The organism is Micromonospora sp. NBC_00389, from assembly GCF_036059255.1.
Classification (GTDB): Bacteria; Actinomycetota; Actinomycetes; order Mycobacteriales; family Micromonosporaceae; genus Micromonospora.
Genome location: NZ_CP107947.1, coordinates 2,485,876 through 2,499,454, shown reverse-complemented (window position 1 = coordinate 2,499,454; position 13,579 = coordinate 2,485,876). Strand labels below are relative to the sequence as shown.

The 13,579-nt window shown below is 73.6% G+C and carries 7 protein-coding genes; 2 read left to right on the top strand and 5 right to left on the bottom strand.

The window, feature by feature from the left end; genetic code table 11:
- Nucleotides 1-27 precede the first annotated feature (27 nt).
- A complete protein-coding gene (locus OG470_RS12000) occupies nt 28-1,320 on the bottom strand; it encodes a multidrug effflux MFS transporter (protein WP_328423663.1) in 1,293 nt (430 codons plus the stop codon).
- 253 nt (nt 1,321-1,573) lie between these two features.
- A complete protein-coding gene (locus OG470_RS11995) occupies nt 1,574-2,743 on the bottom strand; it encodes an acyl-CoA dehydrogenase family protein (protein ID WP_328423661.1) in 1,170 nt (389 codons plus the stop codon).
- 250 nt (nt 2,744-2,993) lie between these two features.
- On the opposite strand from OG470_RS11995, the gene OG470_RS11990 reads away from it, so the two are divergent.
- Together OG470_RS11990 and OG470_RS11985 are read left to right on the top strand one after the other, a co-directional pair.
- Nucleotides 2,994-4,421, top strand: a complete 1,428-nt coding sequence (locus OG470_RS11990; RefSeq protein WP_328423659.1) for a UDP-glucose dehydrogenase family protein — start codon at nt 2,994-2,996, stop codon at nt 4,419-4,421.
- A gap of 151 nt (nt 4,422-4,572) precedes the next feature.
- Nucleotides 4,573-9,474 carry an SCO7613 C-terminal domain-containing membrane protein gene (locus OG470_RS11985; protein ID WP_328423657.1) on the top strand — a complete coding sequence of 1,634 codons (4,902 nt, stop codon included), beginning with the start codon at nt 4,573-4,575 and terminating at the stop codon, nt 9,472-9,474.
- A 137-nt stretch (nt 9,475-9,611) separates the two neighbouring features.
- On the opposite strand, the gene purE is transcribed toward OG470_RS11985, so the two are convergent.
- From purE to OG470_RS11970, 3 genes are all read right to left on the bottom strand, one after another.
- Entirely contained in the window at nt 9,612-10,103 is a 492-nt protein-coding gene (purE, locus tag OG470_RS11980) for a 5-(carboxyamino)imidazole ribonucleotide mutase (RefSeq protein ID WP_328423655.1), read from the bottom strand.
- Between the two features lie 38 nt (nt 10,104-10,141).
- Entirely contained in the window at nt 10,142-11,317 is a 1,176-nt protein-coding gene (locus OG470_RS11975; protein WP_328423653.1) for a 5-(carboxyamino)imidazole ribonucleotide synthase, read from the bottom strand.
- A 163-nt stretch (nt 11,318-11,480) separates the two neighbouring features.
- The gene (locus OG470_RS11970; RefSeq protein WP_328423651.1) at nt 11,481-13,517 is read right to left on the bottom strand and encodes a thioredoxin domain-containing protein; all 2,037 of its coding nucleotides are present in this window, start codon (nt 13,515-13,517) and stop codon (nt 11,481-11,483) included.
- Nucleotides 13,518-13,579 lie beyond the last annotated feature (62 nt).

The window sequence follows — 13,579 nt, the reverse complement described above, 5'->3', positions numbered from 1 at the left end:
GGGCGGGCCGGGTGACCGGCCCGCCCCCTAGTGCACGGCGACAGCCAGGTCCGGGTCGACGGTGCCGAGGTCGGCGCGGGGAACGACGAGGAGCATGACCGCCAGCGCGGCGGCCATGCCGCCCGCGATCACGATCGCCATCGGCACGCTCCCGGTGCCCAGGAACCCCACCAGGGGTGCCGACACCGCGCCGATGCCGAACTGCACGGCGCCGAGCAGCGCCGCGGCGGTCCCAGCGGCCTCGCTGTGCCGGGTCATCGCCAGCGCTGGCGCGTTCGGCAGGGCCAGGCCCGCCGCGGCCAGGACCAGCCACAGCGACGCCAACAGGGCGCCCAGGCCACCGAGGCCGGTCACAGCGAACATAATCAGCAGCAGCCCGGCCGCCGTCCCGGCGATCAGGGCGCTGACCAGGATCTGCTGTGGGGTGAAGCGACGCAGCAGCCGGACGTTGAACTGGGTGGCCCCGATCAGGCCGACCGAACCCGCCCCGAAGGCCAGGCCGAACTGCTGCTCGTCGAGGCCGTACTGCTCCTGCAGCACGAAGGACGACCCGGAGACGTACGCGAACAGGGCGGCCATGGCCAGCCCGGCGACCAGCACCAGACCGATGAAGGCCCGGTCGTTGAACAAGCGCCGGTAGTCGCGCATCGTCGCACCCACCCCGCCATGCCGTCGGCGAGCCACCGGCAGGGTCTCCGGCAACCGGAGCGCGGCCACGACGGTCAGCAGCACGCCCAGCACCGCCAGCGTCGCGAAGACACCCCGCCACTCGGTCCAGCGCAGCACGCCGCTGCCCAGGGTCGGCGCGAGGATCGGCGCCAGGCCCATGACCAGCATCAGCCGGGAGAAGATCCGGGCGAAGGCGGCACCGCTGAACAGGTCGCGTACGACGGCGGTGGCGACCACGGTGGCGGCCGCCACCCCGAGGCCCTGCAGCACGCGCAACGTGCCGAGCACGGCGATGCTGGGCGCGAACACGCACAGCACAGATGCCACGACGTGCACGACCAGCCCGGCCAGCAGAGGTGTACGCCGCCCGACCACGTCGGAGAGCGGCCCGATCAGCAACTGGCCCAGCGCGAGGCCGACCAGGGTGCCCGTCAGCGTCAACTGCACCGCGGTCTCGGTGGTCTGCAGACCGGCCGTGATGGCGGGCAGCGCCGGCAGGTACATGTCGATGGTCAGCGGCCCGATCGCGATCAGCGCGCCCAGCACGAGCACGAGCTGCACCCGTTGGCGTTTGGTCATCAGGTCGCCGGGCAGCACCTCCTGCTCGGCGGCGGAACCGGGGCCGGTCTTGTCCACCAACTGCTTCATCATCTCGATCTCTCTGCGTGTTCGTAGACGTCGTTGGGCGCGCCCGACGCTGGGCAGCGAGTGGAGGACAAGGCAAGGGACGGCGGCACGGATCAGCCGGAGGTCAGGTGCGTTGATTCTCCCCGCTCGTCAACGACACGAACCCGCACGAAATGCTCGGTGTGTGGGGAGTCACGTGTGCCCTCGTGGCACAACACAGGCAGCCGACCGAGAAATTCAACTCGGTCGGCGCCCGGGATCTGACTGGGAGGAAAGCCTAGGCAACGCCGTTGAGCAGCTGCCGCGCCATGACGATCCGCTGCACCTGGTTGGTGCCCTCGTAGATCTGAGTGATCTTGGCGTCCCGCATCATCCGCTCGACCGGGTAGTCCCGGGTGTAGCCGTAGCCACCGAGCAACTGCACCGCGTCGGTGGTGATCTCCATGGCGGCGTCCGAGGCGAAGCACTTGGCCGCCGCGCCGAAGTAGGTCAGGTCCGCGTCGCCCCGCTCGGACTTGCCGGCCGCGGCGTAGGTGAGCTGCCGGGCCGCCTCCAGCTTCATGCCCATGTCGGCGAGCATGAACTGGACGCCCTGGAACTCGGCGACCGCCTTGCCGAACTGCCGGCGCTCGGCCACGTACCCCTTGGCGTAGTCGAGCGCGCCCTGCGCGATCCCGATGGCCTGCGCGGCGATGGTGACCCGGGTGTGGTCCAGGGTCCGCATCGCGGTGGCGAAGCCGGTGCCCTCCGCGCCGATGATCCGGTCCGCCGGGATCCGCACGTTGTCCAGGTAGACCTCACGGGTCGGCGAGCCCTTGATACCGAGCTTCTTCTCCGGGGCGCCGAAGCTGACCCCGGCATCGGACTTCTCGACCACGAAGGCGGAGATGCCCCGGGACCGGGCAGTCGGGTCGGTGACGGCGAAGACGGTGTAGAACTCGGAGACGCCGGCGTTGGTGATCCAGCGCTTCACACCGTTGAGCACCCAGTGATCCCCGTCACGTACCGCGCGGGTGGTCATCGACGCCGCGTCGCTGCCCGCCTCCGGCTCGGAGAGGCAGTACGAGAACATCGCGTCCCCCGCCGCCACCGGCGTCAGGTAGCGGCGCTTGAGCTCCTCGGAACCGGACAACAGCAGCGGCATCGTGCCAAGCTTGTTGACCGCCGGGATCAGCGAGGAGGACGCGCAGGCCCGGGCCACCTCTTCGATCACGATGGCGGTGGCCAGCGCGTCCGCGCCCGCACCGCCGTACTCCTCGGGGATGTGCGGGGCGTGGAAGTCGGCCGCCCGCAGCGCGTCGTAGGACGCCTTCGGGAACTCACCGGTCTCATCGGCCTCGGCGGCGTGTGGGGCCACCTTCGCCGTACAGACCTCGCGGACCGCCTCCCGGATCGCCACGTGCTCCTCAGGCAACCGGTAGACGTCGAACGACTCCCCTGCGGCCATGTCGGCCCCTCCCCTTCACCGCTATCATGCGCAGTCTGTAGCGTCTCCTGACCGCCGACCGCGCAGACTGAAGACTAGCGACTGCAGTTCAAGTGATGTTACCGGCGCGTAGGTATAGACATGACGGAGCACCCAGGCCGCTGCGCGATGATGGAAGAAGACAGTTGAGCCACCCCTCCGGTGCCCGGCCAGGCGCCGCAGCAAAATGCGACGCGACGAAGCGCCGCCAGTGCGAGCGGAGAAGACAGGCGTGACGATCCCCTATCCCACCATTCAGCCGACCCCCGCCATCGCCGCGGTGACGCCGCCCTCGGGTGCGGCCCGGCCGCGGGTGACCTTCCTGGGGACCGGTTACCTGGGTGCGACGTACGCCATCTGCTACGCCGAGCTGGGGTACGAGGTGCTCGGGTTCGACGTCGACGCTGACAAGATCGCGATGCTCAACGCCGGTCAGGTGCCGATCCACGAGCCCGGCCTGGACGAGCTGCTCAGGCGCAACCTGGCCGCCGGCCGGCTGCGGTTCAGCACCGACATCGCCGAGACCGCCGACTTCGGTGACGTGCACTTCATCTGCGTCGGCACCCCCCAGCGCGCCGACGGGATGGGCGCCGACCTGTCGTACGTCGAGGCCTCGGTGACCAGCCTGGCGCAACACCTCACCCGCAAGGCGCTGATCGTCGGCAAGTCCACCGTGCCGGTGGGCACCGCCGAGTGGGTGGAGCAGTTGGTCGGCAAGCACACGCCCAACGACCTGGGCGTCGAGGTGGCGTGGAGCCCCGAGTTCCTCCAGGAGGGCTTCGCCGTCGACGACGTGCTGCGCCCCAACCGGATCGTGGTCGGCGTGAAGAGCGAGTGGGCCAACGGCATGCTCTATGCCGCCCACAAGGGTGTCTTCGACCTGGCCGCCACCGAGGACCGCGAGGTGCCCCTGGTGGTCACCGACTTCGCGACCGCCGAGCTGGTCAAGGTCGCCGCGAACGCCTTCCTGGCCACCAAGATCTCCTTCATCAACGCGATGGCCGAGGTCTGCGAGGCCTCCGGCGGCGACGTGACCCAGCTGGCCCGGGCGATCGGCTACGACCCGCGGATCGGCAACCGGTTCCTCCAGGCCGGTCTCGGCTTCGGCGGCGCCTGCCTGCCCAAGGACATCCGGGCCTTCCAGGCCCGGGCGCAGGAGCTGGGCGCTGGCGAGGCGCTTCGCTTCCTGCACGAGGTGGACCTGATCAACCTGCGCCGCCGGACCCGGGTGCTCCAGCTCGCCGCAGACCTGCTCGGCCGCCGCTCCGGGCCGGCCGGCCCGGACTTCTCCGGCACCCGGATCGCCGTGCTGGGCGCCACCTTCAAACCCAACACCGACGACGTCCGCGACGCCCCGGCGCTCGCCGTCGCCGCGCTGCTGCAGAAGGCCGGCGCCGACGTGCACGTGTACGACCCGCAGGGCACCGAGAACGCCCGCCGCGCCGTACCCGAGCTGACCTACGAGACCGGCATCAACGAGGCGGTCAGCGGCGCGGACCTGGTCTGCGTCCTCACCGAGTGGGCCGACTTCCGCAACGCCGACCCGGTCGCCCTCGGCGAGCTCGTCGCCGGCCGCAAGGTGGTCGACGGCCGCAACTGCCTCGACTCCACACTGTGGACCCAGGCCGGCTGGGAGTACCGGGGCATGGGCCGCCCCTGACGGATCAAACCCCACCGGCCGGTCTCGGAGCACCCTCCGTGGCCGGCCGGTGTCGTTTGTTTGCCCCGGACCCGCCGACAAGTGTCGTAATCCGCGCCAGCTTTGGGCATGCTGCGACAGTGGATGTCCACAGTGCGGGTGGAGGGATGTCGTGGCGACGTTTCAGTGCTCCTCGTGCGGCCAGGAGATCAAGCCGGCTGTCCGCTGCCCACACTGCGGGGCCGACCAGCCGCAGTGGGTCGAGCACCTGGCGGACATCGAGCGCTCGATCGCGGAGATGAAGGCGCGCGACGCCGCCATCGCCAGCGAGCAGCGGCAGATCGCCGCCAAGATGCAGGCCGCGCTCTTCCAGCGGGACATCCTGGCGCACGCCAGTGAGGAGCGGCTCAAGCAGGCCACCCGGCCACGGCGGGTGCTGCGCCGCCGACCCGGCCGCCGGCCACCGACCGCCACCACCGGCGCCCCGCCCCGGGTGCCCCGCCAGGGCAGCCCGCCCGCCCCGGAGGACCCCCCGCCGCCACCACCACCGCCCCGAGCGTCCTGGCTGGACGCGGACGACCCGGAGCACCCGCCGGAGGCATCCTCCCGCGAGGTGCAGAACATCCCACTCGGGCTGGGCGCGTTGCTGCTCGGGGTGGCCGCGGTGGTCTTCGCCGCGGTGGCGACCAGCTCGATGGACGCGCTGGCCCGGCTCGGCATCCTGCTCCTCGCCACCGTCCTGATGCTGCTCGCCCCACCGGCGCTGGCCCGGCGCGGGCTCACCTCGACCGCCGAGACGATCTCCGCGGTCGGCCTGCTGCTGGTGCCGCTGGCCGGAAACGCCCTGTGGGCGGTGGACCGGATCGGCAACGGGGGCTCCTCCGGAGCGGTCTTCGCCGGGGTGATCTTCGCGTTCACCGCCGCCGTCGCGTTCGGGTACGCCAGGTGGACAGGTCTGCGCACACCCCGGTTCGCCACCGTGCTCGCCGCGCAGCCGGTGCTGCCGCTGCTCGCGTACGACCGGATCACCGGGCCGGGTGGCTGGGCCCTGCTGCTGACGCTGGTCGCCCTCTTCGACCTCTGGCTGACCCGCACCGGGGTCGCCGTGGAGCGGCCCGTCCGGCAGGACCTGCCGGAGCCCGGCATGCCCCCGGCGCCCCCGCAACGCAGCGCCGACAGCCGACCCGAGGGCGACCCGGAGGAGGCTGCGGAGCTGCTCAACGCCGATGCCGGGGCCGCCGACACCCGGCCGACCCGCCCGGTGCCCGGGCTGCGCGAGCTGATCTGGCTGCTGCACGCGGTGGCGGTCGCCGTCGCCTTGGCGTACGCCGTCACCGCCCTGCTCCAGGCCGAGACCGTGCCGGCGGCGACCGGCGCCGGGGTGGCGCTGCTGCTGGCCGCCGCGGTCGGGCTGGCCGGCGCGCTGGTGCTGCGCCGCCCGCCGCTGCCCGACGTCGCGGCCGGCATCCTCACCCTGGCCGTGATCGGCGCGCTCGGCCGGATCGCCTCGGTGGCCCTGCCCGGCCGGTCGTTGCTGCTGATCGCGGCGGTCATCACGGTGACCGGGCTGGCGGTGCGCGCGGTCCCCGAGGCCGCCCGGCGCGGCCCGCAGGTCGCCTCAGCGGCGGCGCTCACCGTCAGCGGGCTGGTGGTCGCCGGGGGCGCGCTGCGCGCCGGAGTGGCCCCGGTCCAGGCGGCACTGCCCGCCTGGGGCGCCGACCTCGACCAGTACCAGGCCGAACTGGCCGCTGCGGTCGGCCCCACCACCTGGCAGCTCGCCGCCGCCGCGTTCCTGCTCACCATCGCCGCGGTGCTGGCCCTGCCGCCGGAGATCCGCCGCGAGTTCGCGGTCGCCGGGGCGGCGCTGACCGCGCTGGCCGTGCCGGCCTCGTTCGGTCTCGGCTGGGCGTATGCGCCCTGGCCGATGGTGCTCACCGCGGTCGGCATCGGCGTGATCGGCCTCTCCGCGCGGACCAGCCGGGCCGCCCTGGCGCATGGCATCGGGGCCGCCGTGGTGGGCATGTTCGGTGCGGGCGCCAGCCTGGTCGGGCCGACGCTCACCGCCGCGGTCCTGCTCACCCTCTTCGCGGCCGGCGCGCTGGTCGCGCTGGCACCCCGGATTCGGATCGCCTCGGCCGCAGCCGACACGGTCGCCGCCTGGGCCGCCGGGGGCGCCGCTTTCGCGCTGCCCGGGGCGGTCGCCGCGTTCGTGGCCGCCACCGTGCCGACCGATCCCACCCCCACCCCCGCCAGCCTGCGCGAGGTGACCGTCCCGGTGCTGGCGGCGAGTTTCCTCGCGGTCTGCGTCACCCTCGGCTACGCCGCCGTGGTGCAGGTCTCCCAGCGGCGCATCCCGACACCGCTGTCCGTCGGCACCGGTCTCGGCGCGCTGGTGGTCACCGCCGCCGCCTTCGGCGCACCCGGGGCGACCGTCGCCGACGCCTGGGTCGGCGCAATACTGCTGGTCGCCGCCGTGCTGCTCTTCCTGGCACCGTCGATCGACGCCGGACGCCGCTCCGACCTCACCCTGGACGGCTCCGACCTGGCCGCTGCGGCGGTGACCACCGCCCTGATCGCCACGCTGGTCCGGATCGCCTCGGTACTCACCCCGGGCGGGCAGTTGGCGGTGGCCGCCGGTCTGGTGCTGGTGGTCGCCGTAGGTGCCCGCGCCATGCCCGAGGAGTGGCGGCGCGGGCCAATCCTCGGCATCACCGTCGGCGGCGCACTGATCGGCGTCCTCGCCGGCTGGACGGCGCTGCGCGGCGGGCTGGGCGTGCTGGCCACGCCCGGTCCGATCTGGGACGGCAACCTGACCGGCTGGCCGGCCGCGCCGACCGGAGGCGCCACCTGGCAGGCCCCGGTCGCGCTGGCGCTGCTGGCCGTCGCCGCCGGCATCCTGCTCCCGCCGCCCTGGCGGTGGGACGTGTCCGGGGCCGCGGTGGTGCTCGCCACGATCGGCGCACCGACCGCCTTCGACCTGCCCTGGTGGTCGCCGGTCCTGGTCGGCGGGATGGTCGCCACCGTCTTCGGCATGGCTGCCGTGGCCACGGAGGAGGCCCGGGCGGGGCTGTCCCGGGCCACCGTGGCCGGGGTGGTCGCGCTGCACGCGGCCGGCGCCGGCCTAGTCCGGCCGTGGACCACCGCGCTGGCGCTGGGCAGCATCGCACTGATCGGCGTGGTGGTGGCCGCCCTGGCCCGCGTACTGGCGGGTCCGCAGGTGACCGACATCGAAACCGACGGGATGCCACCGCACCTGGCGCAGATCGGCGGCGCGGCGACCGGTGCCGCGCTGCTGGCCCTCCCCGGCGCGGTAGCCGCGCTGTCCGCCGAGTTCCAACACTCGGCGCAGGTGGTGCTGACCGCGGCGCTGGCCGCGTCCAGCCTGGGCCTGGCCGCCGCGGCCGCAGTCCGCCGGCAGGTGCCGCAGTACCTGCCCTGGGTCAGCGTGGCCGTGGTTGGCGGGGCCACCATCAGCGCGCTCGCCGCCATCCCCACCGGCCTCCCCTCGGGTGTCTACGCGGCCGCCGCCGCCCTGCTCGGCGTGCTCGCCGAGTTGATCCGGGCGGCCACCGTGCCGCCGACCGGCTCGGCGCAGCCGGTCCGCCGCTGGGCGGTGCTGTTCAGCGGCGCGATGCGGCGGTTGCCGGACGACCCGGACCGTCGGCGATGGCGGGTCAGCCCGTCCGCCGGCGCGCTGGCCGCGGCGGCCCTACCGACCGCCCTGGCGCTCGCCTCGATCGGACCCGCCCTGGTCACCGCCCTGGTCGAACCGCACCGCACATTGGCCCGCATCTGGCAGGGGCCGCCGCCGGAGCTGCTCACCCCGCCCCCGGACGTGGTCAACCCGACCCACGTGCTGACCGCGCTGCTGCTCACCGCGACCGCGGCGCTGGCCGCCACCGGGTTCAGCGGCGGGCGGCGGTCCCGGGCCGTACCGGTGGTGCTGCCCGGCGCCGCCGTCACGCTGCTGATCGCGCCCATCGCGCTGGGCATGGGTTGGCCGGCGAGCACCGTCGCCGCGCTCTCCGTCTTCACCATCGCGATGCTCGGCCTCGCGCTGACCCCGCCGCCGCCGCTGGTCGAGCCGGCCCGTTCGCTACGGCTGGCCCGGGTGCTGGTGTTCCTCATCGGGTTGGCCGGCGGCGGCGCCGGGCTGGCCGGCAGCCTGGCCGACCGGCAGCTGACCCTGTTCACCCTCGGCAGCGCGGTCGGCGTGGGCGCGGTGGCGGCGCTGTTCGGCACCACTCAGCGGGCGCGCATCCTCGGCTGGCTCTTCGCATCGCTGATGGCGCAGCTCTTCGTGCTCACCGTCGGCCTGGTCGCCGGCCTGGCTGCGGTCTGGTCCGCGTTCGGTGTGCTGGCCGTCGGTGCGGTCCTGCAGGTGCTCGCCGCGACCCTGCCCCGGTTGCGCCGTCCCGAGGCGCAGCGCGAGGCCTCCACGGTGGAGTGGAGCGGGTACGCGGCGGCGCTGATCGCCTTCGCCCTCGCCTTCGACTCGCCCCGCCACATCGCCGCCCTGCTGGCCGCCTGGGGCGCGGTCCTCGGCGTGGCGGCGACCCGGCCCGGTCGGCGGCCGGTGGAGCGCCGGATCCTCTTCTGGGCGGTGGTGGTCTGCGAGATCACCGCCTGGTGGATCCTGATGCGCGTCGCCGACGTGGCGCTGCCCGAGGCGTACACCCTGCCCTTCGCCGCGCTGGCCCTGCTGGTGGGGGTGCTCGAGTTGCGCCACCGGCCGGACCTGAGCAGCTGGGTGGCGTACGGGCCGGCGCTGGTCGCCGCGTTCCTACCCACCCTGGCGATCGTGCTGGCCACCGAATCCAGCACGCTGCGGCAGATGCTGCTGCTGCTCGGCGCGGTGGCAGTGCTGATCTTCGGCTCGACCAGCCGACAGCAGGCGCCGGTGATCGTCGGCGCGTCAGTCACCGCGATCACCGCGATCCACGCGCTGTTCAGCCTCGGCCCATGGCTGGCGCTGATCCCGGTGGGCATCCTGCTGCTGATCCTCGGCGCCAGCAACGAGCGCCGCCGCCGCGCCCAGGAACGCCTACAGACCGCGCTACGCGGCATGAGATGAAAACGGAGGGTCCTGCGGCGTGCGTGAGTTGGCACGGCGAGCGTGCCGGGTGCGTACGTCCGGCGCGGTGAGTGTGCCGGGTGCGTACGTCCGGCGCGGGGAGCGGGTCGGGGGCGGACGCTTGGTGCCGGGGGGGGTTAGGTGAGGGTGGCCTGGAGGGCGGCGTCCTTGGCGACGATCAGCTGTTCCAGGTCCTGCTGGTAGGTCGTCATCCGCGCGCGGAGGTCCTCGTCGGCGACGCCGAGGATCCGCACGGCCAGCAGGCCAGCGTTGCGGGCGTTGCCGATCGACACGGTGGCCACCGGGATCCCGGCCGGCATCTGCACGATGGACAGCAGCGAATCCATGCCGTCGAGGTGCTTCAGCGGCACCGGCACGCCGATCACCGGCAGCGGGGTCACCGAGGCGACCATGCCCGGCAGGGCGGCGGCACCGCCCGCACCGGCGATGATCACCTTGAGACCCCGGTCGACGGCGTCGCGGCCGTAGTCGATCATCGCGACCGGGGTCCGGTGCGCCGAGATCACCCGGACCTCGTACGACACCCCGAAGTCGTCCAGCACCTCGGCCGCGGCCCGCATCGTCGGCCAGTCCGAGTCGCTGCCCATGATCAACCCGACAGTGGTCACTGCGGTCCCCTCTTCGTTCGCGACTGCGGGACTCGGGCTCACTCGTGCCCCTCACGCAGCCAGCGGGCGGCCCGCGCGGCCCGCGCCCGTACGTCGTCCAGGTCGTCCCCGAGCACGGTGACGTGCCCGATCTTGCGGCCGGGTCGTACCTGCTTGCCGTAGAGATGCACCTTGGCCCCCGGCTCGGCGGCGAAGAGGTGGTGCAGCCGCTCGTCGATCGACATCCCGCCCGGCTCGCCGCCGAGCACGTTCGCCATCACCACGACCGGCGCGGCCAACGCGGTGTCGCCCATCGGGTAGTCCAGCACCGCCCGCAGGTGCTGCTCGAACTGGGAGGTCCGAGCCCCCTCGATGGTCCAGTGCCCCGAGTTGTGCGGACGCATCGCCAGCTCATTGACCACGATCGCCGGTCGGCCGGCCTCGTCGCGCACCTCGAAGAGTTCCACGGCGAGCAGGCCGACCACGCCGAGCGCGGTGGCCAGGTCGATGGCGAGCTGCTGGGCGGTGACCGCCAGCTCCTCGTCCAGGCCGGGTGCCGGGGCGAGCACCTCCACGTTGATGCCGTCCCGCTGCACCGTCTCGACCACCGGGTACGCGGCCACCTGGCCGAACGGCGAGCGGGCCACCTGCACGGCCAGCTCCCGGCGCAGTGGCACCCGCTCCTCGACGATCAACCGCGTGCCGCCGGCGAGCAGCGTCCGTGCCAGCTCGACAGCCTGGGTGGCATCGTCGACCAGCCAGACGCCCCGGCCGTCGTAGCCACCCCGGGCCGCCTTGAGCACCACCGGCCAACCGACCTGCTCACCGAAACCGACCAGGTCGGCTGGCTCGCCGACCGGCCGCCACACCGGGTTGGGCGCGCCCAGCTCGGTCAGGCGTTCCCGCATGACCTGCTTGTCCTGGGCGTGCAGCAGCGCGTCCGCCGGCGGGTACAGGGTGACGCCTTCCGCCGCCAGCGTGCGGATGTGCTCGGTGGGCACGTGCTCATGGTCGAAGGTGACCACGTCGCAGCCCTTGCCGAAGGTCCGCAGGGCGGCCAGGTCGGTGTGGTCGCCGTACTGGACGTCGGCGGCGACCAGCGCCGCGCCGTCGTCGGGGGCGGTCGCGAGCACACGCAGTGACTGGCCAAGGGCGATCGCGGCCTGGTGGGTCATCCGGGCCAGCTGGCCGCCGCCCACCATGCCGACAACGGGCAGACCGGTACGGGAATCCATAGCGCGGCCAGCCTATCCGGGCCGCCGACGCGGCCAACCGGAGGGCCGGCGCTCGTGCCCGACCCGTCCAGGCGCCGCCGGCCAGCGCCCGCCGTGGGGCCTGAGCGACCTCCCGGGCACTACTCCGGGCAACCATCGGGCCGCACCCGGACGGCGGGGACGCTCAGCCGAGCTCGGCGACCAGCTCCTCGACCGTGGTGACCGGGCGTTGGCAGACGAAGCCCCGACAGACGTACGCGGCGGACCGGCCATCGACCAGCGGCCGGTCGGCGAGCAGCGGCACACCGGGCTGGTCCGGGCGCCCGGCCACGACCACCGCGCCGGGCGGGGCGTGCCGGTGGGCGGCGGCCACCAGCGGGTCGCCGATCGGATCGTCGGTCGCCACGGCGATCTCGTACGGCCCGGAGAGCAGCGCCTCGCCGACCGTGGCCGCGTACCCGGTGAACCGGGCGTGCTGCCCGACGATCGGCGCGACCGTGCCGAGCGCCACCTCGGCGGCCTCCCGGTAACGCGTCTCCCCGGTCAGCGCCGCGTACGCCACCAGCCCGGCGATCAGCGCCGACCGGCCGGACGGGGTGGCGTTGTCGGTCGGGTCGGCCGGCCGGGTGACCAGCCGCTCCGCGTCGTCGGCGGTGTCGTAGAAGGCGCCGCCCGGCGCCGCGAAGTGCTCCAGCGCGGTGTCCAGCAGCCCGCCGGCCAGGGTGAGCCAGCGGCCCTCGCCGGTGAGCTGGTGCAACGCGCAGAACGCCTCGGCCACGCAGCCGTAGTCCTCCAGCACGCCCGCCGGCTCACCGACCACACCGCCCCGGGAGACCCGGCGCAGCCGGCCGCCCACCAGGTGCACCGAGGCCAGGTGCTCGGCGGCGTCGCGCATCGCGCCGTCGGCGACGATGGTGACGCCCTCCATCAGGTTGGCATCCTCGTCCTGCGGCGACGCGTACAGCGCGGCCACCTGCTGGAACTCGACGATGGCGGTGATCGCCAGGCCGTTCCAGGCCGCCACCACCTTGTCGTCGCGGGCCGGTTGCGGACGGGTGTCCCGGGCCGTGAGCAGCCGCCCCACCACCTGCTGCCAGCGGACCCGGGTCTCGGGTGCGACGTCGTCGACGTCCCGGGCGAGCCGGAGCACGCTCATGCCGTGCTCAAAGGTGCCCTCCTCGGTCACGGCGAACAGGTCGGCGGCGAACCGCCCGTCGTCCTCGCCCAGCACCTCGACGAGTTGGGCCGGCGTCCAGGCGTAGGTGAGCCCCTCGACGCCCTCCGTGTCGGCGTCCAGCGCGGACGCGAACCCGTCCCCCGGCCGGTGCAGCTCGTCGGCGAGGAACCGGGCGGTGTCCCGGGCCACCCGACGGGCCAGCGGGTCGCCGGTCAGCCGCCAGAGCTGGCTGTAGAGCCGGAGCAGCAGGGCGTTGTCGTAGAGCATCTTCTCGAAGTGCGGCACCGTCCAGTGCCCGTCCACCGAGTACCGCGCGAAGCCCCCGGCGAGCTGGTCGTAGATGCCGCCCCGGGCCATCCCCTCGGCGGTGTGGCGGACGATCTCCAGGCTGCGCGGGTCGCCCGTCCGCTGGTGATGGCGCAGCAGGAAGAGCAGGCTCATGTGCGGTGGGAACTTCGGCGCGCCCCCGAAGCCGCCGTTCGTCGCGTCATACTCGCCGGCCAGCTTGGCGGCCGCGGCGTCGAGCAGCGGGGCGTCCAGCGGCGCCGTGGGACCGCCCACGGCCTGGGCGCCCCCGATCGCCTCGACCACCGCGGCGCCCTGACGCACCACCTCCTCGCGCTGGTCCCGCCAGGCGGCGGCGACCGACTGGAGCAGCCGGACGAAGTTGGCCCGCGGGAAGTAGGTGCCGCAGAAGAACGGGGTGCCGTCCGGGGTGGCGAAGACGGTCATCGGCCAGCCGCCCTGGCCGGTCATCGCCTGGGTGGCGGTCATGTAGACGGCGTCGACGTCCGGACGCTCCTCACGGTCCACCTTGATCGACACGAAGTCGGCGTTCATCAGCGCGCCGACCTGCTCGTTCTCGAACGACTCGTGCGCCATCACATGGCACCAGTGACACGCGGCGTAACCGACCGAGATGAGTACCGGTACGTCCCGTCGTTTCGCCTCGGCGAACGCCTCGTCGCACCAGGGCCACCAGTCGGCCGGGTTGTCGGCGTGCTGGAGCAGGTACGGACTGGTGGCGCCGGCGAGTCGGTTCACCCGACGACCATAGCCAGCCCCGGCGCGGACCGCGCAGGCTCCGCCCGGATGGTCAGGCCGGC